Below are 24,002 nucleotides of genomic sequence, written 5' to 3' on the forward strand. Positions count from 1 at the left end.
AATAGGAATAGTTTCATGCCGAACGAATCGACGGACGGTGCCTTTCCCTTCGGGAGATAGTGAAATGGAACCCATTGCACGGGCCGATGTAGCTGCTTTCAAGGGCGGCGGAGCCGGAATGGCCAATGCCATGATCGAAGAAAGCGGCCTGCGCATCAACCACGAGCGCAGGCGCGGTCGTGGCGCGGGCGTCAACCCATCGGGACGCTACGAGCCGGTCAGCCGCCAAGTTTTCGACGACGGGTGGAGCACCATCGAGGAGTTGCCGCCGTTCAAGACCGAGGTCCAGGTCGAAAAGCCGCGCACCATCATCACCCGCAACGAATCGCCCGACATTTCCTTCGACCGTTCGATCAATCCTTATCGCGGCTGCGAGCATGGCTGCGTGTATTGCTTCGCCAGGCCGACGCACAGCTACATGGGCCTTTCGGCGGGGCTCGATTTCGAGTCCAAGCTGTTTGCCAAGCCTGACGCGGCAAGGCTGCTCGACCGCGAACTGTCGAAGGACGGCTACCAGCCACGCACCATCGCCATAGGCACCAACACCGACCCCTACCAGCCGATCGAGAAGCACTGGCGCATCATGCGCGAGGTGCTCGAAGTGCTGGAGGCTCGCAATCACCCTGTCGGCATAGTCACCAAGTCCGCGATGGTTGTCAGGGATATAGATATCCTGAGCCGAATGGCTGAAAAGGGCCTCGCCAAGGTCGCGCTTTCCGTCACCACGCTCGATCGCATGCTGGCCCGCACAATGGAGCCGCGTGCCGCGACCCCGACCAAGCGGCTCGAGGCGATCCGTCAGCTCTCCGAGGCGGGCGTTCCAGTATCGGTGATGGTGGCGCCTATCATCCCGGGCCTCACCGACCAGGAACTCGAACGCATTCTTGACTCGGCAAAGGCCGCAGGTGCGACCGGCGCCGGCTACGTCATCCTGCGCCTGCCTCTGGAAGTCAGTCCCATCTTCAAGGACTGGCTGCTGCGCCACTACCCCGACAGCTACCGTCATGTGCTGTCGCTTGTGCGCTCGATGCGTGACGGCAAGGACTACGATTCCGAATGGGGCAAGCGCATGAAGGGCAAGGGCCCCTATGCCTGGCAGATCGGCCGGCGTTTCGAGATCGCCGCCCAGCGCCTTGGCCTCAATGCAGTGCGCACGCCGCTCAGGACCGACCTGTTCGAGGCCGCGCCCAAGGACCAGTTGCAGTTGACTCTGCTTTGACCAGATACGGCGAGCCAGCTTCGCTGGCTCGCCTCCACCACCCCGTCCGGCCCCTCCCCGTGGCCAGGTGACGGTGCCTTCCCGAACCGCCGCCCCAATCGGTCGGGAAGGACTTGCGGAGAATCGGGGCCGATGCGAGCATCGCCGCACTATGGCTCGCCCGCGTTCCGATTCTCCGCCCCTCTTCGAATTCATCGAAAAGCCCGACTTCGCCTTCGAAAAGAAAGCGATCGCCGGTGGTCTGTGGCCTTGCGCGGGGCTCGATGAAGCCGGGCGGGGACCACTCGCCGGGCCCGTCGTCGCAGCGGCCGTCGTGCTTGATCCCGACAACATTCCAAACGGCCTCGACGATTCGAAACGGCTCTCGGCCATCCAACGTGAGGCGTTGTTCGACGAAGTCCTGGGCAAGGCACTCGGGGTCGCCGTTGCCTCCGTTTCGGCCGACAGCATCGACCGCAGCGATATCCGCAAGGCGAGCCTCGAAGCCATGCGCCGTGCGCTGGCGGGGCTGCCTGTGGCCGCCAGATCGGCACTCGCCGACGGGCGCGACGTGCCACCGGGCTTGGCCTGCACTTGCCGCGCCCTGGTCAAGGGCGATCAGCGCTCGCAGTCCATTGCCGCAGCCTCGATCGTCGCCAAGGTGACCCGTGACCGCATGATGTCCGTCTGCGGATCAAACGACAATCGCTACGGCTTTGAAGTCCATATGGGCTATGCCACCGCCCGTCATCGCGCAGCGATTGTCGAACACGGCGCTGCGGTTCGCCTGCACCGCATTTCCTTCGCTCCCTTCCGGGACTGAGACCGGCAACACGCACCACTTCTTCAGAACACCACCACCTCCAAAACAAAAAAAGCCGCCGGACATGCCAGCGGCTTTTTCAATTCGATCTGGCCTGCCCGATTTAGTTGAGCTTGGCCTTCACTTCCTGAACCGAACCCTTGAACAGGTCGGCGCTGACCTTGGCATCGACCTTGCCGCCGAGGATCTGGCGGGCCGCTTCAACCGCGAGGTCTACAGCGTTGGCGCGGACCTCGTTGACCGCCTCGCGCTCCGCCTGGCCGATCTTCTGCTCGGCAAGCGCGGTCCGGCGAGCAACGTACTCTTCGGTCTTCTTGTGCGCTTCTTCGGCAAGAAGGCCCGCTTCGCGCTTGGCCGACTCGACGATTTCAGCGGCTTCCTTTTCCGCTTCCTTGCGCTTGCGCTGATACTCGGCGAGCAACTGCTGGGCTTCTTCACGAAGCTTGCGTGCATCTTCGAGCTCGGCGCGGATACGGTCGGCGCGATCGTCGAGCGACTTCGACAACATGCCCGGTACCTTCAGGTACAGGACAAGTGCGATGAAAATGACGAGAGCGACTGTGGCCCAGAATGTTGCGTCCATGGCCACTCTCCTACTTGCCCGCTGCCTTGACGGCGGCGGCGATGTCAGCCTTGTCGACCTTGCCGGCACCCAGAGCCTGGACGATCGCGGCAGCGGTGTCTTCAGCGATGGTGCCCACTTCCTTCATGGCATTGGCCTTGATGGTAGCGATGCGAGCCTCAGCCGTGGTCAGCTTCTGGTCGAGCCCGGCTTCGACTTCCTTGCGCTTGGCTTCGGCTTCCGCCTTGGCCGCGTCGCGTGCTTCCTGGCCGATGGCGTTTGCCCTGGCTTTCGCCTCGGCAAGCTCCTGCTCGTATGCGGCAACCGCCGCATCCGCCTCGGACTTCATCCGGGCAGCCTGGTCGAGATCGCCTGCGATGCGATCGCGGCGCACCTCAAGGATACCGCCGACGCGCGGCAGCACGGCGTTCTTCAAGAAGAGATAGAACAGCCCGAAAGTGATCGCGAGCCACAACAGCTGCGACGGATAGGACGACGAATCAAAGGGCGGGAAAACGCCTTTTGCGCCGTGCTCAGCACCCGTGCTCGTATGAGCGCTGGCACCGGCATCGGTCTGAGTTGCTCCAGCCGCTGGTGCGACTTCCTCGGCATAACCCGGTGTGACAAACATCTCTTTCCCCTGTCCATCCTACCGGCCGCAACGCGCGGCCGGTTAAATCGCCTAGCCGGCTCTCACGTGAAGAGGAGCAGCAGCGCGATCAGGAGCGAGAAGATGCCGAGAGCTTCGGTCACGGCGAAGCCGAAAATCAGGCGGCCGAACTGGCCGTCAGCTGCCGACGGGTTGCGCAGGGCGCCCGACAGGTAGTTACCGAAAATGGTGCCCAGGCCGATGCCCGCGCCACCCATGCCGAGGCAGGCAATGCCTGCGCCGATTGCCTTTGCTGCGTCTACTTCCATTGTCCAACTCCTTGTGGATCGAAACTTAGTTGCGATTTCCCGACCGGCGGCAAGCCACCGACGAATTCTTGTTCTTGCTCAGTGGCCCGGGTGCAGGGCGTCGTTGAGATACATGCAGGTCAGCACCGCAAACACGTAGGCTTGCAGGAACGCGACCAGGACTTCCAGGGCGGTGATGGCGACAGTCATCACCAGCGGCAGAAGCGAGCCGGCGACGCCGACCGCGCCAAGCGCGCTGAGCGAGGTTACAAACCCTGCGAAAACCTTGAGCGTGATGTGGCCGGCCAGCATGTTCGCGAAAAGACGAACCGACAGGCTGATCGGACGCGACAGGAACGAGATGACCTCGATCAGGACGACCAGCGGCACCAGGATGCCGGGAACGCCGTGCGGCACGAAGAGCTTGAGGAAGCCGAAGCCGTGCTTCATGAAGCCGTAGACGACGACCGTGCCGATAACCAGCAGCGCCAGCGCGAAGGTGACGATGAGATGGCTGGTGACGGTGAAGAAGTAGGGGAACAGGCCGAGCAGGTTGGCTACGAGCACGAACATGAACAGCGAAAACACGAACGGGAAGAACCGCATGCCTTGCGAGCCGGCGGCGTCTCGTAGCATCGAGGCTACAAATTCGTAGGACATCTCCGAAACCGACTGCATGCGGCTCGGCACCAGGCCGCGGCTCGACGTCGTCAGGAAAAGGAACGCACTGGCGCAGACCACCGTGGCAACCATGAAGGCGGCCGAATTGGTGAAGGAGAAATCGAGGCCGCCGATCTCGATCGGAATCAATTTCGAGATCTGAAACTGATGAATAGGATCGTTGGCCACGTTGGCCCCCCTTCGCCTAAATTGCGCCTTGCAGCGCTGCTATTTCTCTTCCGGTCCGTCCGGCCGTTTGTCGGCCGACCTGATACCGGCTTCGGTAACCATTCCCGCAGAACGCAGGACGTTGAGCACACCGGCGCCGAAGCCGAGCAGCAGGAACACGATCAAGCCCCAAGGCGACGTGCCTGCCAACCGGTCGATGATCCAACCCAGACCGACACCCACCGCGATCCCGGCGATGAACTCGCTGGACAGCTTGAGCGCCTGGCCGTAGCCGGTCACACCATTCGACCCTGTACCCTTTTCCCCTTCGCGGCCTGCCGGGCGTCTTGTCGCAAGAGTTGCTTCAAGCTTGAGCCGGCGGCGCTCTAGTTCATCGTCGCGTCGGTCGTTTTCGTCTCGATTTTCAGGCCGGTCGTTGCCAGATTCGCCCGGCCCTGATGGCTTGGCCATTGCAAACTCCCGCCCGGTCCGAGCGTATCCGTTCGTCCGCTTCAAAGTCGCCGGCAACATAGTTAGAGGGTGGGTGCCCGTCAAGCCACGCAGACACCCATCTAACTAAGTATTTTAGTTAGGAAAATCAGCATCTTGGCGAAGTGCGACATCCTGCCCGCGACTCCAGCCGGCGATCAGGTGCCGAATCCCCGCCCAATCGATGACTCGCCCGACCCGAAGAGCCGGTCTCGGCGACGATTAGCTCCAGCCGCCGCCATAGGTGCGATAGAAGATATGCAGACCGATCTTGGTCATCTTCTTCATGCCGCGCGCCCAACCCGGATTGACGTAGTTGGCGTAGTAGTGGGTCGATGAACCGACCTCCGGGATGAAGATCTTGCCGGCGGTTACCGCCATGGCGATGTCTTGCGCGGTCTTGTAGTGCGACGGGCTGGTGACCCGGTCCTTGATGCCGTCGCAAGCAAACGAGAACTGGCAGCGATTGAACCAGCCATCGTTCTGGTAGACGACGTCGCAAATGCTGCCGGGATAGGCCGGGTTGCGGACGCGGTTGAGGATGACCTGTGCGACGGCCGCCTGGCCGCGCAGCGACTCACCGCGCGCTTCGAAATAGATGCCGGTGGCGAGGCACGCTTGCTCGGCCTTCGAGAACACGCTGGCCGGCAGTGGGTTGGCAAGCCACCAATGATCGCCCTTCCCCATCGGCGGGATGAAACGGCCATTGGCCTGGTCGTCACTGCCAAGCAGCGCTTCGAATGGCGAGGCCCTGGCGTAGTCAGGCTCGGCCGGCGCATAGGCGGTGGCGAGCACGTCGGCATTGTCGTTATTGACCAAGGACGCCAACATCGCCGGCACACCCGGCGAGATCTGCTTCTTGGTTTCCTTGACGTGGAAAGCAGCAGCGATCTGGACTTCCTTGCCCTTGATGTCGGGCTTGGCAAAGGTCAGCTTGAGGCCGCTGTCGAGTGCCGGGTGAAGCAACGAACTGGTGCGCTCGAACACCGAGCCGGCAGTGAAATTCCTTGGCGGGGCGACCCTGGAGATGTTGACGATGCGGCTCTTCTTGTCGACGCGGACGATGCGATCTTCGTCAGGCACATCGGCGGCGCCGAACTTCTTGCCCCTAAACGAGACTGTGCCGACACCGGCGATCTTGACACCCGAACCCGAGATCGGCCCAGTGATGATGCCGTCCACGAAGGGCATTTCGGCGGCATGGACCGAGCCGGCTGCCGATTTTTCGACATAGGAACTCCAGCGCGTGCCCTGTCCTTCAAGGCCGGAGACGAGGCTGGTCATGTCCTGATAGGCGGCGACGGTGGGAAAGCCGAGCCAGATTCCGAGCCCGACGACGGCGGGCGCCAGGATCGAACGTCTACCCTCGCGGGCAGCAGCAAACCGCCGCTTCACAACTCGTCGATGCACGGAAACTCTCCAGGACGCAACACACCCTACTGGAGAGAAAAATGATGCATTAACCTTGATGGAGCGTTAACGCGCGCAATGCTGCGGCAATGTGGCAAGGGCCCGCATGATGCGAGCCCCTTGAACTTCTCAGTGCTTTTTCTTGGCGCGTCCGGCGAACGGGTTGTCGGAGGTGCGAAGCGCCATGCGGATCGGCACGCCGGGCATGTCGAAGGCCTCGCGCAGATTATTGACGAGATAGCGCACATAAGATTGCGGCATCGCGTCGGGGCGCGAGCAGGACAAGACGAAGCCGGGCGGGCGGGTCTTTGCCTGGGTGATGTACTTGATCTTGAGCCGGCGCCCGGCAACCGCGGGTGGCGGATGATGGGCAAGGATGCCCTCGAGCCAGCGGTTGAGCTTGCCGGTCGACACGCGGCTGTTCCAGACGCGGTGGGTCTTCATCACCGCATCCATGAGCTTTTCGAGGCCGCGACCGGTTTCCGCCGACATCGGCACGGCCTGCAAGCCGCGCGCCTGCGGCAACAGCCGCTCGGTCTTCTCGCGCAGTTCGGCGAGCACTTCCTGCGGGTTGTCGATGAGGTCCCACTTATTGAAGGCGATGACGGGTGCCCTGCCCTCACGGATGATCAGATCGGCGATCTGCAAATCCTGCTTTTCGAAAGGGATCGTCGCGTCGAGCACGATGATGACGATCTCTGCGAAACGGATGGCACGCAGGCCGTCCTGTACCGACAGCTTCTCGAGCTTTTCCTGCACCTTGGCCTTGCGGCGCATGCCGGCAGTGTCGAACATCTTGATGCTGCGGCCGTGCCAGTCCCAGTCGACCGAAATCGAATCGCGGGTGATGCCAGCTTCGGGTCCGGTGAGCAGGCGCTCCTCGCCGATCAATGCGTTGATCAGCGTCGACTTGCCGGCGTTGGGGCGGCCGACAACGGCGATCCTAAGCGGCTTCGTTTCGTCATAGGCAAGGACGTCTTCGGCGTCGGGATCGGCGATGTCCTCGCCGATCAGAACGTCGCTTTCAGCGACATCTTCGGCATCGTCCTCGTCATCGGCGAAGACGCGTTCCTTGCCGAGCGCTTCCACGACGGCATCGCGCAAGTCGGGCATGCCCAAGCCATGCTCGGCCGAAATCTGCACCGGTTCGCCAATGCCGAGCTCCCATGCCTCGAGCGCGCCACCCTGGGCGCCGCGCGCCTCGGACTTGTTGGCGACGAGCACCACCGGCTTGCCGGAGCGGCGAACGATCTCGACGAAGGTACGGTCGTCAGGGGTCAGGCCGGCCTTGGCATCGACCATGAAGAAGATGAGGTCGGCTTCGCGGATGGCGATCTCGGTCTGCGCCCGCATGCGGCCCTGCAAGGTCGCAGCACCTGCGTCCTCGAAGCCCGCCGTGTCGATGACATCAAAGACGAGATCGTAGAGCTTGGCCGGATGCACCCTGCGGTCGCGCGTCACGCCGGGCGTGTCGTCGACAAGGGCGATCTTCTTTCCAACCAGGCGGTTGAAGAGGGTGGATTTGCCGACGTTCGGTCGGCCGATTATCGCGATCTTGAAAGCCATCGGGCCCGCATCACGACGCGTTGCCGGAACCGCGGATCAGTTCGGCCAGGAGGTTGGAGCGCTGACGCGCGTTGCGCGGCGCGCCGTCGTCGGAGGAAATCTGCTCGAACAGCTTGAGCGCGTCGGTGAGCTTGCCTTCCTTCCAGGCAGCAAGACCGAGCGCTTCGCGGGCCGAATGGCGCAGCGGGTTGGTGTCGTTGGTCAGCGTCTCGACGCGGCTCGACACGTCGGCATAAGAGCCGTGGTCGACCAGGAGCAGCGCTGCGCGCAAACGCGCAATGTCGCGAATGACGGCCGGGATAGAGGTGTCGGCGGCAACTTCGTCGAAGCCGGCAACAGCGGCCTTGAAGTCGCCCTTGTCGGCCTGGACGGTTGCCGCACGCATGCGGGCCAGCAGCGGATAAGCACCGTAGCCGTCCTTTTCCAGCGCGTCGAAAGCGGCAAGCGCCTCGTCGGCCTTGCCGGAGTTGGCGAGGGTGAGTGCCTGCGAAAACTGATCGCCGGACTGGTTGGCACTGCTCTCGTGCCAATATTCCCAGGCGACAAACAGCCCGGTGCCGATGACGACCAGCACGGCGAGGACGATGGCTGCGGGGCCATAACGGTCCCACAGGGCCTTCGCCTTTTCCTGGCGAATTTCCTCGTTCACCTCACGAAAGAAACTGTCGTCCGACATACTATCCAACCACCTTTGCCCCTCGGGGCCCGTTCTGAGCCTGCGTTTTAGCGGAATTTCGCCGGCATGGAAGGGGGCGGGGCGGAAATTCGGTGGGCGGGGTAGTTCCTCGCCCCGCTTAAGGGGAGAGGGTGGCCGCCCCTCATCCCCCTGCCGGGACCTTCTCCTCATGCACGGGGAGAAGTAGCCACACTTATTCACCGCCACGCCCCGTTGCCGGTCGGGCCATTGTCATCCTTCGACAAGCTCAGGATGAGGAACTCGGGAAGCGGGGCGCGAGGCCGTGCCTTCCGATAGTTTGTATGTGGCGCGAACCTTCGCGCCCCGCCCGGTGTTCTTGCCCCGCTCAGTCGCCTCAGTGCTTGTCGCACCGCCAGCCGCCGCAAGGCCCGGGCTTGGGGGCTCATCACCCAGTGGGAGAACCGACCTCCCACCAGCCCGGCACCGACGCTTCCCTCCGACACCCGGTGCGCACCGGAGTCCCGTGGAAGATCGCCAGATGATGATACGGCGGGTTTCGAGGGCGTGGAAAAACCGGTGCCGTCTATCCACGCAGGATGGTGACAGATGGTGACATTTGAACGGCCTTGAGGCCGATTTTAAAGGTTGCGATCCTTCGCACGTCCCTGTTTGTGCGCGGCTTTGGCGACGCTACGTGAGTTGGCGCACCTTGACGCAGAACGAAGTTGCCGACTTATCGCGCGAATGGAGCTAACATCACCGCAAGGGTCCAGGCCTTCCGAGTACATGACCGAATGGCGTGGAGCGTTCGAGAACGCTGAGGTCAATGCTCTTCATGCCGAGTGCTTCGAGCATCGAGTCTTCGCTGACGATTGGTGGTCACAGGTCAACCGCTTCAGCCTCGGCTGGGTGTGTACCCGTCGTTCGGGGAAGCTCATTGGGTTCGTGAACGTCGCGTGGGATGGCGGGGTCCACGCATTTGTTCTGGACACAATCGTGCCGCCTGCCTTCCAACGCCAGGGTATTGCAAAGGCCCTTATAGGGGAGGCGGTTGGTCGGGCGAAAGAAGCCGGCTGCGAGTGGCTCCATGTGGATTTTGACCCGCACCTGCGGCCATTTTACTTCGACGCTTGCGGGTTCCGCCCTACCGACGCCGGACTCATCGCCTTGAAGTAGCAACAGCGCCTGTCGTCCGCTTTCGAGTTTGCTCAAATCGTCAGCGCAACGGGTGTGTCGTGCCGGCTCACCATGAGACGATAAAGAGCTGAGCTTTTGCATCCTGCTCGAACCGATCAAGAAAATCGCAGAGCGTGGACAAGCTATCCACGCCCACGGCGCAATCGCTACCGTTGGTGCCGCTGCCCGATCGACACGGCCATCCCAACACTTGCCTCAAAAAAGTCGGCTGCCTCATGCCGCATTCCCCAGCCAGCGTAGACATGCCACATTTGGCCGCTACCGCCTGACGTCACCAAATCCCTCGAAATTGTGCAGCAGCCCCCCAGACATGTCCAAAGCGCTTCGCCTCAGTGCCCTTTTTTCCGCGTCGCTGATCGCCCTTCCTGCGATGGCCGCCCCTGCCCCCAAGGTCGAGGACGTCAAGAAGCCGCAGGTGGTGCTGATCTCGTTCGACGGCGCCCATGACGTGGCGCAATGGCAGCGCAGCCGCAATCTGGCCGCCCGCACGGGTGCGCGCTTCACCTATTTTCTGTCCTGTGTGTTCTTGCTTTCGCGCGAAACGCGAGGCGAATACGTCGCGCCCGGAAAATCTGCCGGCAAGTCAAATGTCGGCTTTGCCATGGACAAGCAGGAGGTGGTCGACCGACTCGGCCAGATCAACCTCGCCGCTGCCGAGGGTCACGACATCGCAAGCCACGCCTGTGGCCATTTTGATGGCGGCAAATGGAGCAAGGCGGAGTGGACCAAGGAGTTCGACGCGTTTTCGACCATCATGCGCGATGCCTACAAGATCAACGGCATTTCACCCGAGCCTGCGCAATGGTCCAAGATCGCAGCGTCGGTGTCGGGTTTCCGCGCGCCTTATCTTTCCGACAGCAAGGGGCTGACGGCGGCGCTGCGCGACAAAGGTTTTGCCTACAACGCCAGCGGCGTGTCGCGTGGACCAGAAGAGCCAAGACGCGACGGCGGCATGATGGAATTTGCCCTGCCGCTGATTCCCGAAGGCCCGTCGGAAAAGCGCGTCATCGCAATGGACTACAATCTGTTCGTCCGCCATTCCGGCGGCGTCGACAAGCCGGACGAGGCCGCCAAATACGAAACCCGCGCCTATGACGCGTTTCGGTCGGTCTTCGACAAGCAATATGCGGGCGAGCGCATTCCGCTGCAGATCGGCTTTCACTTCACGCTGATGAATGACGGTGCCTACTGGAAGGCGCTGGAACGCTTCGCCAACGAGGTCTGCGTGAAATCCGACGTCGAGTGCATCAGCTACGCCGACTATGTCGCGCGGCGCCACGAGACGGCGCCGGTGCAGACCGGCGGGTGAACAGCAAACGATCCCAATTCAACGCCGAAACTGCAACGAGCAACGCTAGCCGCAGCAAGCCCGGCGGCGTGAAGTGCGCCGCCAGAGCCAGTGGGCAAGGCCAGGTGCTGGACCCTGGCCGCCCGTTGGCGGCGGCTTCCCACTAGAGAGACCCAATTCCGATCAGCCGATAGCTTCGCTCTCAGGTTCAACACCCGCCTTCTTACGCTCGAGGTAACGCTGGTCGATCTCCGGCAGTGCCTCGCCGGCGAGCGTTGCTTCGAATGCGCGAAGACGTTTGTGCACCGATTGCAGCTCGACGATGGTCGACCAGGAATTGAGCAGGAACTGCAGCGAACCCGTTACGCGACTGAAGGCGTTGGAGATCTGGTTCATCGGGCCAAGCGTGACCTTGTGTGCGACGATCGACGGTCCAAGGATGATGAAGGAGAAGATGTTGTCGGCCTGCAGATAGGTGTAGCGGACAACGTTGAAGTAGATGTAGTGCGCGTAAAGCCGGAAATAATTCCGGCGCACATTTCCGAACAGCTCCTTGGTGGTCGCAGGCTGGGCGCGGTCGGCGTGATCCTCGCCATAGACCAGTTCCTTGCGGTAGGCCGCCTCGACACGCTGGTTGCGAAACTGCAGGCCCGGCAGCTTGATGCCGGCAAGCATGACCGAGGCCGTTCCGAGAAAGCACCAGCCGATAGCGGCGACGATGAGCGGTTGCGGCACGGCGCCGATGATCGGCAGCTCGGTGATGTGCTTCTGCAATTCGATGAGCACAGGCAGAAACGCGATCAGGGTCATGATCGACGCCACGAAGCTCGACCCGAGATCCTCCATGATCTGGGCAAAGCGCATGGTGTCTTCCTGGATACGCTGCGAAGCGCCTTCGATGTGGCGAAGCTTGCTCCAGTTCTGCATGAAGTAGTCGTTCATGGCGGTGCGCCAGCGGAAGATCCAATGCTGGACGACATAAGCGTTGACGACCGAGACGTTCATGCCGATCAGCGCCAGCCAGGCGAAGCTCGCAGCACCGGCGTAGAACTCGGCATTGGTCGAGTTGGTGGTGCCGCCCATCAAGCCCTGAACGTAGTCGAAGAAGGGACCATACCAATTGTTCACGGCGACGCTGACCTGAACGTTGAAGTAGATCAGGAACAGGATGACCGAGGTGACGAGGATCGACCAATGTTGCCAGGGATGCGGCGAGTACCAGCGCCAGAAGGCGTAGAAGAGCAGGACGCCGACGATGTAGTAGACATAAAACCACAAGAACGGCGCCGACAGGAACACGGTAATGCCGATGATCGGGGGTGCACCCGCGGCCGCCGGCGGCAAGCCAAACAAAGCGCCCAATTGTGCCCCGCCAAAGAACCAAAAGAGAACGAGCGCCAGGCTCCACAATGCAGCCGAGGAAAAAAACAGCTTCGGCTGCGGGAAGAAGGATACGAACACGGTTCCGGGTTCCTTTCGGAGACGGGGGTATATGCAATTGGCCGCATGAAGTCACACTTCGCGGCCAATGGGAATCCCCGACTGCCCGCACATATTGCATTGCGCGCCCGATCATGGCGATTTTCGGCTTTTGCAGATTACAGTTAGGTAACGTGGGACATGAACCAGTCAGCCTATGCCGCGGCCGGGCTTTACGCCGCGCTCAATGCCTTCATCCTGTTGTGGCTGACGATGGCGACGGCGCTCGTCAGGCGCAAGCACATGGTGCTGATTGGCGACGGCGGGATAGAGCATCTCGGCCGCACGATGCGCGGTCATGCCAACGCGATCGAAAACGTGCCGGTGATGCTGATCCTGCTTGGGCTCGCAGCGGCACTCGGCGCACCTGCCGTGGCGATACACGTGCTGGGCGCTGCGTTCACCTTCGGGCGCGCGGTGCATGCCTGGCATTTCACCCATGAGCGCGGCCAGCTATGGCAGCGGGCGACTGGATTTGGCCTGAGCATACTGACGCTCACGGCAGCGGCACTTGGCGTGCTCGGGCATGCCATCCTGCTGCTTCTTGCTTGAGCAAGATCCTTTCCGAAAAATCGATATTCGGGGTCGTGCGCTAGGCGCGGCAGGCTCTCTCGCCCAGAACGGGTGCAGCGCGACGAAACCCCGGATTGAGCGGCAAGTCGCCGAGCTCGCGGGCATCCATGCGCTCGATATCGGGGTGGGACAGTGGATCGCGCATCCAACCGAGGAAGCGCTCGCGCTCGGACTCAGTGGTGCATGATGGGGTGCTCAGCAGGCCGCGCAAACTTGATAAAATCTTCATTTGCTTTCTCCGAGGCGTTGATCCTTTCACTCCAAAATCGCTACAATCACACTTCGTTCAATCAAGAACATGCCGGCTAGAGTTTAGAAAATCTTGAATTCCAACCTGAACCGCGTCCATCTCAACGGGCTCCGCGCAGTGGAGAGCGTGGCGCGTGGCGGCTCGCTGGTCAAGGCAGCCGAGGAACTGGGCGTTTCAGTGAGCGCAGTAAGCCAGCAGATCACGCGCACCGAACGGCAGCTTGGCCGGGCGATCTTTCGGCGCAGCGGGTCGGGGCTGGTGCTAACGGCTTTTGGCGTGACGTTCACCGCCAGGCTGACGGCGGGGTTCCAGGAGATTTCGCGCGCCGTCACCCTTGCCGACGAGGCGAACTCCAAGATGCTGGTGGTATCGGTGGCGCCGGCCTTCGCCTCGCGCTTCCTGGTGCCGCGGCTCGCCCGCTTCAACCAGCGCTTTCCCGACCTCAAGCTGAGGATCGACGCCTCGACCGGACTTGTCGATCTCGACCATTCAGACGTGGATCTCGCGATCCGCATGGGCGACGGCAAATGGCCAGGCGTCCGCGCCGAACTGCTTCTGGCGCAGGAGGTGTTTCCGGTTTGCGCGCCCGCGCTGGCCTCGCGACTGAAGTCGCCGTGCGACATTGCACAACTGCCCGTCATCGCCGACGAGAGCACGATGATCAGCTGGGAGCGCTGGTTCGAGGCGGCGGGGCTGAGGCCCTATCCGATCCTGCCGGCGGGGCCCGCTTTCACAGACCCGATCCTCGGCATCGACGCGGCGATCGCCGGCCAGGGCGTGGCACTGGCCTGGCAGCTGTTGTCGGCCGATGCGCTTGCCGACGGGCGGCTGGTGGCGCCGTTCGGCATCACGGTCGCGAGCGGGCTCGGCTACTACCTGGTGACATCGGCGACCGAGCGGCCGCCGCGCAAGGTCAGGGATTTCTCCGGCTGGCTGAGCGAGGAGATCGCCGCGACGATGGCGCGGTTCGGATCAGCCTGAGAAGGCCGCGTCGTAGATCTCGGGCTTGAAGCCGACGATGCGGCGATCGCCGAGATCGAGCACCGGGCGCTTGATCATCGAGGGCTGGGCGAGCATCAGGGCGATGGCCTTGCCGGCATCGATGTCGGCCTTGTCGGCGTCGGGCAGCTTCTTGAAGGTTGTGCCGGCGCGGTTGAGCACGGTCTCCCAGCCGAACTCCTTGACCCACTTTTCCAGCCGCTCGCGATCGATGCCGACGGCCTTGTAGTCGTGGAAATCGTGGGGCACGCCGCGGCCTTCGAGCCAGGTGCGCGCCTTCTTGATCGTGTCGCAGTTCTTGATGCCGTACATGGTCGGAAGGTTCTGGGTGGTGGGCACGTTCGCCTCCGCGCGACAGGCCAGCGGTGGGTTCCGACTCGGCCAATTCAGATGCGGTTTGCTTCCTATATGACGCCTGTTTTGGCAAGCAGCAGGGCCGACACGTAAAGGCCGAAGCCAAAGACGGTGTGGGTGAGCAGGCTGCGCAACCGCGCGACGTTGGGCCTTGGCGTCTTCGACGCAGCGACGCCGGCCCCCATGCCAGGCTGCATGATGAAGAATGGCGCTGCGACCGTCAGCACGCCGACGATCAGCGCCGGAAGCAATGTTGGGTTACGCGCCCAGTCGATACCCCAGGTCGTGAGCAGGAGACCTGCGAAGACGATGCCGATGGCATAGTGCGCGCTCCAGCCGATGACGCGCTCGCCGCGAACAGGCGACGCCTTCGCGATTGCGTCATGCGCGAAGCGTCCGCGCGGGAAGTGGCCGATCCAGCGCCCGACCATCGCAAAGTTGAGCGCCGGGATGCCAAAAAGGAGCTTCGAAAGGATGCCCCAGAGATCCATCACGATCGTTGCGCCGGTGCCGATCAATACCGCGTACACAAGGACTTCCAGCACTTCACCCACCTGCTTTCATCGATGGCGCACCGAAGGCGGCTCCATGCCGCCTGCTGGCTTGCGCATCATTCAATAACTTAATTGAATGATTGATGGAGGAATGATAGGTTAGAGTCAATGACCTCAGCAGAAACCCGGATCTTCGCCGACACCGCCGAACTTGCTCGCACGCTTGGCAACAGCCACAGGCTGATGCTGCTCGAGCATATCGCCCAGGGCGAGCGCTCGGTCGAGCGACTGGCCGAGCTTTGCGGCCTGTCCGTCGCCAACGCTTCGCAGCATCTGCAGCAGCTCAGGCGTGCTGGTTTCGTGGAAACGAGACGAGACGGCAAGCATGTGCTGTACAGGCTGGGAAACGGGCCGATCCTGCCCCTGCTCTCGGCGCTCAGGCAGCAGGCGGAGTGCAATCATTCGCAGATGCGCCAACTCGTGGCGGACGGCATCGGCCGGCGCGAGACGCTTGAAGCGATCTCGCCAGCAGAGTTGCTGGCGCGGATGCAGGAAGGCAGCGTGACCTTGCTCGACGTTCGCTCGCACGAAGAATACGCGCTGGGGCATCTGCCGGGCGCGATCAACATTCCGGCCGAAGAACTCGAGCGACGGTTCGCCGAACTTCCGGCAGACCAGGAGATCGTAGCCTATTGCCGGGGCCTCTACTGCCTTCTTTCCTTGGACGCCATCGCGGCCTTGCATGCGAAGGGCCTGCAGGCACGCCGGCTGGCGAACGGCTTCCCGGAATGGAAGGCCGCCGGACTACCTGTCGAGGCGTATTCGGACCCATCATAACACTATGAAGCCATCACCGCGGGTGTCGGCACATGCGTCGAGCTGCTCTGCTTGACCTAGGACGAAGGGACTAGGTCCAATGCGCTTGTCAAACGCATTCGATCAAATTACATAGGAGCCTAATGATATTCATCCTAAGCGATAGGAAATGCGATGAGCGCCGACGCCCTGAAGAGCGCATTCTTCGATGAATTGCTGAAGGTCAACCGCAAGCTGCGGACGATGTTCGACGCACGGGTGAAGAAGCGCGGGCTGACCCTGGCACGCGCCCGGCTGCTGATGCAGATCGCAGAACGCGAAGGCGACACCCAGGCCGAACTCGCCGAGCTCATGCATATCGAGCAGCCGTCACTCGTGGGGCTTCTCGACGGTCTGGAAAAGAAGGGGCTGGTGGTGCGCTGCACCACCGACGACGACCGCCGCGCCAAGCGGATTTTTCTCACGCCTGCCGCGCGGCGCGAAACCGACGGCATGGTCACCTATGTCGAAGAACTGCGCAGCCAAGTGCTTGCCGGCGTCGACGACGCCGACATCGAAAGCGCGACGCGCGTTCTCGGCATACTGAGCCGCAACATCGGCGAGGCCGCCGAGGACTGAGTGGCCGAGATGCAACGACAAGCTGATGCCGAAGAAGGCCGCGACGAGACCGCGGAACCGCCGCAACCAGATGCCGCGCCGGAGTCGCAAGCGCAGGCGCCTGCCGCCCCACCGGCCTTCGTCCCCAAGCCGCCACTGATGGCCGCGGCCTATGTCGGTGCTTCGGTCATGCTCGGCCTGGCGCAGGGGCTCGGCATGAATCTCGTTGCCGCCAACATCCCCCAGATACAGGGCACGATCGGCGCGACCGTCAACGAAACGACCTGGCTGGTTGCCGCCTACATGGCGCCCAACGTGTCGCTGTCGCTGGCCCTGATCAAGATCAGGACGCAATACGGCCTGCGCAATTTTGCCGAACTCAGCATCCTCGGCTTCGTCATCGCCTGCGTGCTCAATCTGTTCATCCGCGATCTGCCGTCGGCGCTGATCGTGCGCTTCATGAGCGGCATCGCGGCAGCGCCGATGTCGTCGCTGGCGTTCCTCTACATGCTGGAGTCGTTCCCGCCGGAGAAGAAGCTCAATATCGGGCTGCCGATGGCGCTGACCTCGATCACGCTGAGCGCGCCGCTGGCGCGACTGATCTCCCCTGCCCTGTTCGACCTTGGCGGGTTTCATGCCGTAACCATGTTCGAACTCGGCATGGCGATGGTTGCCTTTGCGCTTGTCTATGCCTTGCCCTTGGCACCGCAGCCGCGCGCCAAGGTGATCGAGAAGCTCGACGTGGTCAGCTACCTGCTGATTGCTGTCGGCTTCGGCTCGACCGCGATCGTCCTGGTGCTCGGGCGACTTTACTGGTGGCTGGAAGCGCCGTGGATCGGCATGCTTTTAGCGTTGGCGGTGGTGTGCATCACCGTTGCAGCCGTCATCGAGCTCAACCGCAAGAACCCGCTTCTCGACATTCGCTGGCTGGCGAGCCCACCGATCCTGCATTTCACCGGCGTGTTGCTGATGTTCCGGCTGGTGCTGTCGGAACAGGCGCTCGGGGCTTCCAGCCTCTTCCAGGCCTTGGGATTGACCAACGACCAGACGCGCTCGGTCTACGGAGTCATCCTCGTCGCATCCGTCGCCGGCGGCATGACCTGTGCCGCACTGATGAAGCACGGCAAGGAGGAGCGCATCCATATCGCAGCGTTGATCATGATTGCCGTCGGCGCTTACCTCGACAGTCGCGCCACCAACCTGACGCGGCCGGAACAGGTCTACTACAGCCAGTTCCTGATCGCCTTTGCCGGCGCGCTTATCCTGCCCCCCGCCATGAAGAGCGGACTGATGTCTGCACTCAAGAAGGGCCCCAACTACATATTGAGCTTCATCATCGTCTTTTTGGCGACGCAGAGCCTCGGCGGTTTGCTGGGCTCGGCCGTGTTCACCAGCTTCGTTACGATCCGCGAGCAATTCCACCACAATGTGCTGATCGAACACATCGCGCTGACTGACCCGCTGGTGGCGCAACGTGTCGCCCAGCTCGGCGGCGCCTACTCCAAGGTCATCACGGACAAGGTGCTGGTGAACGCCGAGGGCCTGGTCCTGCTGTCGCAGCAGGCGACGCGCGAAGCCTATGTGCTCGCCTATAACGACGCCTTCATGCTGATCACCGCGATCGCGCTCATACTGCTGTTCCTGCTCATTGCCCACATCGCCATCGTCGCCATCCGCAACAAGATGGCCGCGCCCCCACTCCCAGCTACCGCGTGAACCACCATGCTTACGAAAAGTCTCCGCCTGCTCCGCTCCGCCAGCACATTGCTGGCCATCGCGCTCGGCATCGCCGGGCTGACCTTGATCCTCTATGTCTGGCAATTGCCGCCGTTCACGAGTTCTGTCGTGGTCACCGAGAATGCCTATGTCCGCGGCCAGGCGACCATCCTCGCGCCCCAGCTTTCGGGCTACATCGCACAGGTGACGGTACAGGACTTCCAGGACGTCAAGGCGGGCCAGTTGCTGGTGCAGATCGACGATCGCATCTTTGTACAGAAGCTGGCGCAGGCACGCGCGACACTGGCAGCGCAGCAGGCTGCGCTCGCCAATTCCGAACAGCAGCGGCATTCGGCCGAAGCGCGGGTCAAGTCGGCAGAGGCGCAAGTTGGCTCCGCCAAGGTCGCCTATGACAACGCCCAGTCGAGCTGGGGCCGGATCGAGCCGCTGCTTGAACGCGGCGTGTCGACTCTGAGCGAAGCCGACAAGGTGCGCACGGCACTCGAACAGGCGCGCGCCGCCAACAGCCAGGCAGAAGCCGCGGCCGAAGTCTCGCGTCAGGACCTGCAGTCGACCATCGTCGGCCGCCAGTCGCTGGAGGCGGCCGTCGCCGGCGCGGAGGCCGCCGTGCATCTCGCCGAAATCGACCTCCAGAACACACGCATCCTGGCGCCCGAAGACGGACGGCTCGGCGAAGTGGGCGCACGGCTCGGCCAATATGTGGCACCGGGCACGCAGTTGATGGCGCTGGTTCCCAAACGCACCTGGGTGGTTGCCAACTTCAAGGAAACCCAGCTGGCCAACATGAAGGTCGGACAGCCGGTGACCTTCACCGTCGATGCCCTCGGCCATGCGACCTTGACTGGGCATATCGAGCGCTTTGCCCCGGCCACCGGCTCGGAATTCACCGTGTTGAGACCCGACAACGCCACTGGCAACTTTACCAAGGTGGCGCAGCGCCTGCCGGTTCGCATCAGCATCGATCCGGGCCAGGCGATAGCCGACCAGCTGTCGCCCGGCATGTCGGTGGTGGTGAGCCTCGAAACGAACTCGAGGCCGTCGGCCGAAGCGGCGGCGCGCTGAAGTCCACTTTCGTGTCGAGCCCGGTCGTTTATCCCGGCGGCATCCGCTCGAATGCCTGCAAGGCGGGGTCCATCCCGTCCCAGGCATGACCGCGGACGGTGTATGTCACCACCCGCGGATTGAATTGCGCAGGGTCGTCAAGGCTCGCCGCGTTGACCGCAATCCGGTCCGGCATAGCGACAAAAGTCAGATAGACCGGCGTTCCACAGGTCGGGCAGAAGGCGTGGACCTTTTCGTTGCCGCTATCGGCCGCTACCCGCCACGTGTTCGCTTCACCGGTAATCGTCATATCGGCGCGATTTGGGAAGGTCAGATAGGAGCTGTGCCCCGTGCCACTTCGTTTCTGGCAATCCAGACATTGGCAGTGGTTCTCGAAAATGGGTTCGCTGCCCGTTTCATAGCGGATCGCGCCGCATGCACATCCGCCGCTGAAGCGTTTGGTCATAACATTCTCCCGCAAGTCCTGATCGGCGCCAGGATCAGGCCGATTTCTGCTTGGCGAAAACATCGATGGGACGGCCGGTTTCCAGGAAGGATTTCAGGCTGGACAGCACGATCGGCCAGCCCTTGCTGATGCCCTTCGCCATGCCGCTGCCGGCTTCCAGTTCATCATGGGTGACGGTCAGCCGGACCATGTCGTCATATTCCTCGACGTCGAATGTCACCCGGCTGTAGCTATCCGGATTTGCCGCCTCGGATGGATCAGCCCAGGTGATGACGAGGCGACGCGGCGGCGCGGTCTCGACGACCTTGCCGACAATCCTGACAGCTCGCTCATCGTTGGCCTGAACATGCTCCCACTTCGATCCGGGCTTCCAGTCCGAGACGTTTTCATGGCCCCAGTAGCGCCTGGCGAGTTCCGGTTTGGTGATGGCCTCGAACACCTTTTCCGGCGTCGAAACGATGTAGGTCACGTAGACAAAGCTGGTTTTCTCCTGGGTCATCGTCATTCTCCTTCGAGTTCCTTTTTCAGGTCGTGCAGCAGGCTCAGCCGCTGACGTTCGAATTTCCGTACCCACCGTTCGTAGACCTCGTGCAGTGGCACGGGATTGATGAAATGAAGCTTTTCCCGGCCCCGCCTGACCGTGCTCACCAGATTGGCCGCCTCCAGGATTTCGAGGTGCTGGGTTGCGGACTGCCGGGCCATGTCGAGGTTCTCGCAAAGCTGGCCGAGCGTCTGCCCGTTGTTTTCACACAGCAGATCAAGAAGCCTTCTGCGTGTCGGGTCGCCCAGCGCTTTGAAAACCTTGTCAGCGTCCATCGGCCTCACTCATGTACGGGCCATAATATGCAGGTAAATACCTGCATGTCAAATCGAAGCAGCGGCAGCGCTGGAGATCCGACGTCACGAACAAAAACCGCCTCGCCGAGATCGATTCAATTATTGTCAACAATTGTTGTCGACAAATTTGTTGACTTGTGAGCGATTGAGATTCAATGGTTTCCAGAATTACAGTTTGGACGCACTGCGAGGAGGGTTGGATGGACGCCGAGGCCGGCAAGCGACACGCCACCGATCAGGAAATCTACGAAAAGATCTGGAATGCCATTGCGGAGCGCCAGATCGGCCCCGGAACGCGGCTGAAGGAAGAACAGCTCGCCGATATCTTTACCGCCAGCCGGGCACGCATCCGCCAGGTGCTGCAGAACCTTGCCCGCGACGGGCTGATCACGCTGGTTCCAAATCGCGGCGCCTTTGTATCGAAGCCGTCGATCGAAGAAGCGCGCGACGTGTTCTTTGCGCGGCGCACCATTGAGGAGCGGCTGGTCGAGCGGCTGTGCGCGACGATCGGCTCCGCCGGCATCGAGCGCCTGCGCCAACATGTCGACAACGAGCGCAAGGCGCATCAAGATGGCGATGTCGCGAGCGCCATCCGCCTGTCAGGCGCGTTTCACATGCTGATCGCCGAACTGGCGCAGTCGCAGATCCTCGCCTCCTTGCTGCGCGATCTTGTCTCGCGGACCTCGCTGATCATGGCGATGTACCAACAAAAGGACGTGCTCAACTGCGGCCCCGACGAGCATGCGGCGATCGTTGAAAGCATTACCGCGCGCGACGCCAGGAAGGCGCTGGCGGTCATGCATCACCATCTCGCCCATATCGAAAACCAGCTCGACCTCGAAAGCGAGCGCGTCGTATCCCGCGACCTGGAAGATATTCTCAGCCTCTAGGTTCCATGTTCGAGCAGACATGCTCTGAGAGGCCCACCGGCCTAACTGAAGGCAAAAAGACATGGCGCAGCCAGACATCCTCGTGCGCAACGTAACCGCCGTGACCGTCGATCCCGAACGCCGGGTGATCGAGCGGGCGTGGCTCGCGGTCACTGGCGACCGTATCAGCGGCATCGGCACCGAACACGATGCCGAGCCCTCCGATGCCCGGGAGGTTGTCGACGGCACCGGCATGGTGGCGATGCCCGGCCTGATCGACGCCCATTCCCATGCCGGCCATGGTCTGGTGCGCAACGCCGGTGCAGGCCTCGACACCTGGTTCCAGGCTTGCGAGGAAATCTATGCGCGCGGCTCGACCGTGGCCTTCTGGCGCGCCGAGGCGCGGATGACCCAGCTCGAAAGGCTGCGCGGCGGCATCACCACCGGAATGACGCTGCTCGGTGGCGGCGCCGACATCTACCGCACCGACGACCCGGCCTTTGGCGATGCCCATAGCGGGGCAACCGCGGAATCGGGCTTGCGCACCTTCATGGCGGTGGGACCGGGCCGACCGCCCTTCCCGCGCAGCTATCGCCAGTCTTCAGGCACCGGGCAGGCCCAGGATGTGACTGTCACGTTCGAGCGCCAGCTCGAGGTCAGCGAAAGCCTGATCGACAGCTGGAACGATCTTCTCGGCCGCGGCACCGGCGTGTGCCTGGTGATGCCGGTCTATTACGCCAATGATGTCGCTGAACCGGCCGCGCGCAAGCGCGTCATCGAGATGGGCGAAGCAGTCATGGAGTTGCGCCGTCGCAAGGGCGTGCTGTTCACCCAGGACGGCCACCGCGACGGCTCGATCGCGCTGGCGCGCGATCTTGGCGTCCTCGGTGAGTTCGCACTGCTGGGCCACAGCGTCGACCTCACCGAGGAAGATTTCGCGGCTCTGAAGGAAACCGGCGCCTCGATCATCCACAATCCGAGCGCGATCATGTCCGTCTATGGCCGCTGCCCGGTGCCGGAACTCATCGAGGCAGGCATCACTGTGTGCCTAGGCTCGGATGCCGCCGCACCTGACCGCGGCTACGACATGTTCCGCCACATGGCGCAGTGCATGCACTATCACCGCCGCCACTTTCGCGACCCGGCCTACCTGCCGCCCGGCAAAACGATCGAGATGGCGACGATCGATGCGGCCAGGGCGCTCGGGCTGGAAAGCGAACTCGGCTCCCTGGAGATCGGCAAGAAGGCCGACATCATTTTGATCGACATGCGCAAGCCGCATCTCTACCCGCCGGTGATGCCGGTGACGCGCCTGGCGCATTTCGCCAACGCCGCCGACGTCGACACCGTCATCGTCAATGGCAAGATCTTGATGCGCGGGCGCAAGACCGACCATCTCGACGCCGACGACATCCTCGCCGACGCGGCCGAACAGGCAGCGCTTGCCTTCGAGCGCACCGGACTGACCCATCTGCTCGAAGAGCCACAGGATTTCTGGCGCAACGCGCGCCAGCCGCTTTAGGCCGAGGCGGCCTGAGAGCGCAGCCAGTCGGCGAGCGACGGACGGAAATCGCCGGCGCGTCCGCGCACAGCCTCGGCCGCGCACATCGAATTGAGCACGGCCTCCTGCGTCGCCTCGGCGGCGGCGCGGAAAAGCTCGTCGATCCGGGCTTCGTTGAGCGCGGTCATGGCTATGAAATCGTCGCGCTCGTCATGGTCGAAGGTGGTGGCGGTGCTGAAGCCTAGGGCGATGTCGCCGCTACCATGGCCCCAGTAGGCGCCGAGCCGGGCAAGGCCGGCGCCGCAGCGGCGCACGACGCGCTTGAGCTGGCGATGCTCCATCGCGATGTCGGTCGCCAGCACGATGATGACGGACCCCTTTTCCGCGCCGGCGATGGCGCGAGGGGACGGACGGCGCCCGTCGGGCAAGACGAGATCGCCGGCGCGGCCAAAATTGGAGAGAACCAGCACGCCCACATGATGGGTCTTGCCGCCAAGCTTCAGGCGGCGCGACGAGGTGCCGATGCCACCCTTGAAGCCGAAGCAGCTCATGCCGGCGCCGGCGCCGACATTGCCCTCGGCGACGTCATCTCCGGTCGCCGAGGCAAGCGCGATACGGGCATGGTCCTCGGTGACGGCCAGCGCCTGGATGTCGCTTAGGGCGCCGTCATTGCACTCGCAGACGACCGGATTGACGGTCGCCGTCTCCCGGCCAATGTCCGGGTTCGCGGCGATCGCCTCGCGGATCAGCGCGTTGGCGCAGGTGCCGACGCCAAATGTGTTGGTGAGCAGGACCGGCGTCTCGAGCGTGCCGAGTTCGTCGACCTGGACGAGGCCCGTGCTCTTGCCAAAGCCGTTGATGACATCACTGGCGGCGAGCACCTTGCGGCGATAGAGATTTTGCCCATGCGGCAGGATAGCGGTGACGCCGGTATTGAGGTCGCCAGAGCGGATGGTGTAGTGGCCGACTCGCACCCCCGGCACGTCGGTGATGGCATTGCGGGCGCCCGGCGCAAGCGTGCCGCACAAAATCCCGAAATCCCGCGCTATCATCGACATGACCGCCTGCCTCCCGCTCCAAAACCTACAGGTCCA

At 62.7% G+C, this 24,002-nt stretch carries 28 protein-coding genes; 12 read left to right on the forward strand and 16 right to left on the reverse strand.

Annotated features, from left to right (window positions below):
- Nucleotides 1-64 precede the first annotated feature (64 nt).
- Both C8K44_RS15900 and C8K44_RS15905 read left to right on the forward strand, forming a co-directional pair.
- Complete coding sequence (locus tag C8K44_RS15900; RefSeq protein WP_109576774.1) at nucleotides 65-1,219, forward strand: PA0069 family radical SAM protein; 1,155 nt, start codon at nucleotides 65-67, stop codon at nucleotides 1,217-1,219.
- 151 nt (nucleotides 1,220-1,370) lie between these two features.
- A complete protein-coding gene (locus C8K44_RS15905; protein ID WP_109576775.1) occupies nucleotides 1,371-2,021 on the forward strand; it encodes a ribonuclease HII in 651 nt (216 codons plus the stop codon).
- 103 nt (nucleotides 2,022-2,124) lie between these two features.
- Here C8K44_RS15905 and C8K44_RS15910 read toward each other — a convergent pair whose 3' ends face one another.
- From C8K44_RS15910 to C8K44_RS15945, 8 genes are all read right to left on the reverse strand, one after another.
- Nucleotides 2,125-2,604, reverse strand: coding sequence for a F0F1 ATP synthase subunit B (locus tag C8K44_RS15910; RefSeq protein ID WP_109576836.1), 480 nt, complete (start codon nucleotides 2,602-2,604; stop codon nucleotides 2,125-2,127).
- A gap of 10 nt (nucleotides 2,605-2,614) precedes the next feature.
- Nucleotides 2,615-3,214 (reverse strand): F0F1 ATP synthase subunit B, encoded by a 600-nt coding sequence (locus tag C8K44_RS15915; protein WP_109576776.1) that lies wholly within the window; start codon nucleotides 3,212-3,214, stop codon nucleotides 2,615-2,617.
- Nucleotides 3,215-3,276: 62 nt separating this feature from the next.
- On the reverse strand, nucleotides 3,277-3,501 hold the full coding sequence (locus C8K44_RS15920) for a F0F1 ATP synthase subunit C (protein WP_109576777.1): 225 nt from the start codon (nucleotides 3,499-3,501) through the stop codon (nucleotides 3,277-3,279).
- A 78-nt stretch (nucleotides 3,502-3,579) separates the two neighbouring features.
- Nucleotides 3,580-4,329, reverse strand: coding sequence for a F0F1 ATP synthase subunit A (locus tag C8K44_RS15925; protein WP_109576778.1), 750 nt, complete (start codon nucleotides 4,327-4,329; stop codon nucleotides 3,580-3,582).
- A 39-nt stretch (nucleotides 4,330-4,368) separates the two neighbouring features.
- Nucleotides 4,369-4,779: an AtpZ/AtpI family protein gene (locus C8K44_RS15930; RefSeq protein WP_109576779.1), complete on the reverse strand. Its 411-nt coding sequence runs from the start codon at nucleotides 4,777-4,779 to the stop codon at nucleotides 4,369-4,371.
- 240 nt (nucleotides 4,780-5,019) lie between these two features.
- Nucleotides 5,020-6,207: a cell wall hydrolase gene (locus tag C8K44_RS15935; protein ID WP_109576780.1), complete on the reverse strand. Its 1,188-nt coding sequence runs from the start codon at nucleotides 6,205-6,207 to the stop codon at nucleotides 5,020-5,022.
- Nucleotides 6,208-6,336: 129 nt separating this feature from the next.
- A complete protein-coding gene (gene der / locus C8K44_RS15940) occupies nucleotides 6,337-7,773 on the reverse strand; it encodes a ribosome biogenesis GTPase Der (RefSeq protein ID WP_109576781.1) in 1,437 nt (478 codons plus the stop codon).
- 10 nt (nucleotides 7,774-7,783) lie between these two features.
- Complete coding sequence (locus C8K44_RS15945; protein ID WP_109576782.1) at nucleotides 7,784-8,449, reverse strand: tetratricopeptide repeat protein; 666 nt, start codon at nucleotides 8,447-8,449, stop codon at nucleotides 7,784-7,786.
- 747 nt (nucleotides 8,450-9,196) lie between these two features.
- On the opposite strand from C8K44_RS15945, the gene C8K44_RS15950 reads away from it, so the two are divergent.
- Both C8K44_RS15950 and C8K44_RS15955 read left to right on the forward strand, forming a co-directional pair.
- A complete protein-coding gene (locus C8K44_RS15950; RefSeq protein ID WP_109576783.1) occupies nucleotides 9,197-9,586 on the forward strand; it encodes a GNAT family N-acetyltransferase in 390 nt (129 codons plus the stop codon).
- A 331-nt stretch (nucleotides 9,587-9,917) separates the two neighbouring features.
- Nucleotides 9,918-10,916, forward strand: coding sequence for a polysaccharide deacetylase (locus tag C8K44_RS15955; protein WP_109576784.1), 999 nt, complete (start codon nucleotides 9,918-9,920; stop codon nucleotides 10,914-10,916).
- A gap of 162 nt (nucleotides 10,917-11,078) precedes the next feature.
- Here the strand turns inward: C8K44_RS15955 and sbmA are convergent, their stop codons facing one another.
- Nucleotides 11,079-12,356: a peptide antibiotic transporter SbmA gene (sbmA, locus tag C8K44_RS15960; RefSeq protein WP_109576785.1), complete on the reverse strand. Its 1,278-nt coding sequence runs from the start codon at nucleotides 12,354-12,356 to the stop codon at nucleotides 11,079-11,081.
- A 159-nt stretch (nucleotides 12,357-12,515) separates the two neighbouring features.
- Between sbmA and C8K44_RS15965 the strand changes: the two genes are divergently transcribed.
- Complete coding sequence (locus C8K44_RS15965; protein WP_109576786.1) at nucleotides 12,516-12,926, forward strand: MAPEG family protein; 411 nt, start codon at nucleotides 12,516-12,518, stop codon at nucleotides 12,924-12,926.
- Between the two features lie 40 nt (nucleotides 12,927-12,966).
- On the opposite strand, the gene C8K44_RS15970 is transcribed toward C8K44_RS15965, so the two are convergent.
- Complete coding sequence (locus C8K44_RS15970; protein WP_109576787.1) at nucleotides 12,967-13,176, reverse strand: hypothetical protein; 210 nt, start codon at nucleotides 13,174-13,176, stop codon at nucleotides 12,967-12,969.
- 93 nt (nucleotides 13,177-13,269) lie between these two features.
- Between C8K44_RS15970 and C8K44_RS15975 the strand changes: the two genes are divergently transcribed.
- Nucleotides 13,270-14,178: a LysR substrate-binding domain-containing protein gene (locus tag C8K44_RS15975; RefSeq protein WP_109576788.1), complete on the forward strand. Its 909-nt coding sequence runs from the start codon at nucleotides 13,270-13,272 to the stop codon at nucleotides 14,176-14,178.
- On the opposite strand, the gene C8K44_RS15980 is transcribed toward C8K44_RS15975, so the two are convergent.
- Nucleotides 14,170-14,508 (reverse strand): ArsC family reductase, encoded by a 339-nt coding sequence (locus tag C8K44_RS15980; protein WP_109576789.1) that lies wholly within the window; start codon nucleotides 14,506-14,508, stop codon nucleotides 14,170-14,172. The two genes, C8K44_RS15975 and C8K44_RS15980, sit on opposite strands and share 9 nt — an antisense overlap.
- Nucleotides 14,509-14,600: 92 nt before the next feature.
- A complete protein-coding gene (locus C8K44_RS15985) occupies nucleotides 14,601-15,080 on the reverse strand; it encodes a DUF2938 domain-containing protein (RefSeq protein WP_245417504.1) in 480 nt (159 codons plus the stop codon).
- A 132-nt stretch (nucleotides 15,081-15,212) separates the two neighbouring features.
- Here C8K44_RS15985 and C8K44_RS15990 point away from each other — a divergent pair, with 132 nt between their 5' ends.
- From C8K44_RS15990 to C8K44_RS16005, 4 genes are all read left to right on the forward strand, one after another.
- Entirely contained in the window at nucleotides 15,213-15,881 is a 669-nt protein-coding gene (locus C8K44_RS15990; protein ID WP_109576791.1) for a metalloregulator ArsR/SmtB family transcription factor, read from the forward strand.
- A gap of 153 nt (nucleotides 15,882-16,034) precedes the next feature.
- Nucleotides 16,035-16,478, forward strand: coding sequence for a MarR family transcriptional regulator (locus C8K44_RS15995; protein ID WP_109576792.1), 444 nt, complete (start codon nucleotides 16,035-16,037; stop codon nucleotides 16,476-16,478).
- 138 nt (nucleotides 16,479-16,616) lie between these two features.
- Nucleotides 16,617-18,173 (forward strand): MFS transporter, encoded by a 1,557-nt coding sequence (locus C8K44_RS16000; RefSeq protein WP_245417510.1) that lies wholly within the window; start codon nucleotides 16,617-16,619, stop codon nucleotides 18,171-18,173.
- A gap of 6 nt (nucleotides 18,174-18,179) precedes the next feature.
- Nucleotides 18,180-19,256 carry an HlyD family secretion protein gene (locus C8K44_RS16005; RefSeq protein WP_109576793.1) on the forward strand — a complete coding sequence of 359 codons (1,077 nt, stop codon included), beginning with the start codon at nucleotides 18,180-18,182 and terminating at the stop codon, nucleotides 19,254-19,256.
- Nucleotides 19,257-19,284: 28 nt separating this feature from the next.
- Here C8K44_RS16005 and C8K44_RS16010 read toward each other — a convergent pair whose 3' ends face one another.
- Genes C8K44_RS16010 through C8K44_RS16020 form a run of 3 tightly spaced genes read right to left on the reverse strand, consistent with a single transcriptional unit; the run spans nucleotide 19,285 to nucleotide 20,517 of the window.
- Nucleotides 19,285-19,701, reverse strand: a complete 417-nt coding sequence (locus C8K44_RS16010) for a GFA family protein (protein ID WP_109576794.1) — start codon at nucleotides 19,699-19,701, stop codon at nucleotides 19,285-19,287.
- Nucleotides 19,702-19,735: 34 nt separating this feature from the next.
- Nucleotides 19,736-20,200, reverse strand: a complete 465-nt coding sequence (locus C8K44_RS16015) for an SRPBCC family protein (RefSeq protein WP_109576795.1) — start codon at nucleotides 20,198-20,200, stop codon at nucleotides 19,736-19,738.
- 2 nt (nucleotides 20,201-20,202) lie between these two features.
- On the reverse strand, nucleotides 20,203-20,517 hold the full coding sequence (locus C8K44_RS16020) for a helix-turn-helix domain-containing protein (protein WP_109576796.1): 315 nt from the start codon (nucleotides 20,515-20,517) through the stop codon (nucleotides 20,203-20,205).
- Nucleotides 20,518-20,738: 221 nt separating this feature from the next.
- On the opposite strand from C8K44_RS16020, the gene C8K44_RS16025 reads away from it, so the two are divergent.
- A complete protein-coding gene (locus tag C8K44_RS16025) occupies nucleotides 20,739-21,428 on the forward strand; it encodes a GntR family transcriptional regulator (protein ID WP_109576797.1) in 690 nt (229 codons plus the stop codon).
- A 61-nt stretch (nucleotides 21,429-21,489) separates the two neighbouring features.
- Nucleotides 21,490-22,929, forward strand: a complete 1,440-nt coding sequence (locus tag C8K44_RS16030; RefSeq protein WP_109576798.1) for an amidohydrolase family protein — start codon at nucleotides 21,490-21,492, stop codon at nucleotides 22,927-22,929.
- Here the strand turns inward: C8K44_RS16030 and C8K44_RS16035 are convergent.
- The gene (locus tag C8K44_RS16035) at nucleotides 22,926-23,966 is read right to left on the reverse strand and encodes a P1 family peptidase (protein WP_109576799.1); all 1,041 of its coding nucleotides are present in this window, start codon (nucleotides 23,964-23,966) and stop codon (nucleotides 22,926-22,928) included. The genes C8K44_RS16030 and C8K44_RS16035 overlap by 4 nt on opposite strands.
- Nucleotides 23,967-24,002 lie beyond the last annotated feature (36 nt).

Origin of the sequence: Aminobacter sp. AP02, from assembly GCF_003148805.1 — a bacterium.
Lineage (GTDB): Bacteria > Pseudomonadota > Alphaproteobacteria > Rhizobiales > Rhizobiaceae > Aminobacter.

Coding starts and splice junctions, on each gene's coding strand:
- C8K44_RS16005 (WP_109576793.1), top strand. CDS start 18,180: ATGCTTACGAAAAGTCTCCGCCTGCTCCGCTCCGCCAGCACATTGCTG.
- der (WP_109576781.1), bottom strand. CDS start 7,773: ATGGCTTTCAAGATCGCGATAATCGGCCGACCGAACGTCGGCAAATCC.
- C8K44_RS16025 (WP_109576797.1), top strand. CDS start 20,739: ATGGACGCCGAGGCCGGCAAGCGACACGCCACCGATCAGGAAATCTAC.
- C8K44_RS15920 (WP_109576777.1), bottom strand. CDS start 3,501: ATGGAAGTAGACGCAGCAAAGGCAATCGGCGCAGGCATTGCCTGCCTC.
- C8K44_RS15950 (WP_109576783.1), top strand. CDS start 9,197: ATGACCGAATGGCGTGGAGCGTTCGAGAACGCTGAGGTCAATGCTCTT.
- C8K44_RS16035 (WP_109576799.1), bottom strand. CDS start 23,966: ATGTCGATGATAGCGCGGGATTTCGGGATTTTGTGCGGCACGCTTGCG.
- C8K44_RS15930 (WP_109576779.1), bottom strand. CDS start 4,779: ATGGCCAAGCCATCAGGGCCGGGCGAATCTGGCAACGACCGGCCTGAA.
- C8K44_RS15970 (WP_109576787.1), bottom strand. CDS start 13,176: ATGAAGATTTTATCAAGTTTGCGCGGCCTGCTGAGCACCCCATCATGC.
- C8K44_RS16030 (WP_109576798.1), top strand. CDS start 21,490: ATGGCGCAGCCAGACATCCTCGTGCGCAACGTAACCGCCGTGACCGTC.
- C8K44_RS16010 (WP_109576794.1), bottom strand. CDS start 19,701: ATGACCAAACGCTTCAGCGGCGGATGTGCATGCGGCGCGATCCGCTAT.
- C8K44_RS15990 (WP_109576791.1), top strand. CDS start 15,213: ATGACCTCAGCAGAAACCCGGATCTTCGCCGACACCGCCGAACTTGCT.
- C8K44_RS15995 (WP_109576792.1), top strand. CDS start 16,035: ATGAGCGCCGACGCCCTGAAGAGCGCATTCTTCGATGAATTGCTGAAG.
- C8K44_RS15915 (WP_109576776.1), bottom strand. CDS start 3,214: ATGTTTGTCACACCGGGTTATGCCGAGGAAGTCGCACCAGCGGCTGGA.
- C8K44_RS16015 (WP_109576795.1), bottom strand. CDS start 20,200: ATGACCCAGGAGAAAACCAGCTTTGTCTACGTGACCTACATCGTTTCG.
- C8K44_RS15980 (WP_109576789.1), bottom strand. CDS start 14,508: ATGTACGGCATCAAGAACTGCGACACGATCAAGAAGGCGCGCACCTGG.
- C8K44_RS15965 (WP_109576786.1), top strand. CDS start 12,516: ATGAACCAGTCAGCCTATGCCGCGGCCGGGCTTTACGCCGCGCTCAAT.
- C8K44_RS15905 (WP_109576775.1), top strand. CDS start 1,371: ATGGCTCGCCCGCGTTCCGATTCTCCGCCCCTCTTCGAATTCATCGAA.
- C8K44_RS15900 (WP_109576774.1), top strand. CDS start 65: ATGGAACCCATTGCACGGGCCGATGTAGCTGCTTTCAAGGGCGGCGGA.
- C8K44_RS15945 (WP_109576782.1), bottom strand. CDS start 8,449: ATGTCGGACGACAGTTTCTTTCGTGAGGTGAACGAGGAAATTCGCCAG.
- C8K44_RS16020 (WP_109576796.1), bottom strand. CDS start 20,517: ATGGACGCTGACAAGGTTTTCAAAGCGCTGGGCGACCCGACACGCAGA.
- C8K44_RS15910 (WP_109576836.1), bottom strand. CDS start 2,604: ATGGACGCAACATTCTGGGCCACAGTCGCTCTCGTCATTTTCATCGCA.
- C8K44_RS15955 (WP_109576784.1), top strand. CDS start 9,918: ATGTCCAAAGCGCTTCGCCTCAGTGCCCTTTTTTCCGCGTCGCTGATC.
- C8K44_RS16000 (WP_245417510.1), top strand. CDS start 16,617: ATGGCCGCGGCCTATGTCGGTGCTTCGGTCATGCTCGGCCTGGCGCAG.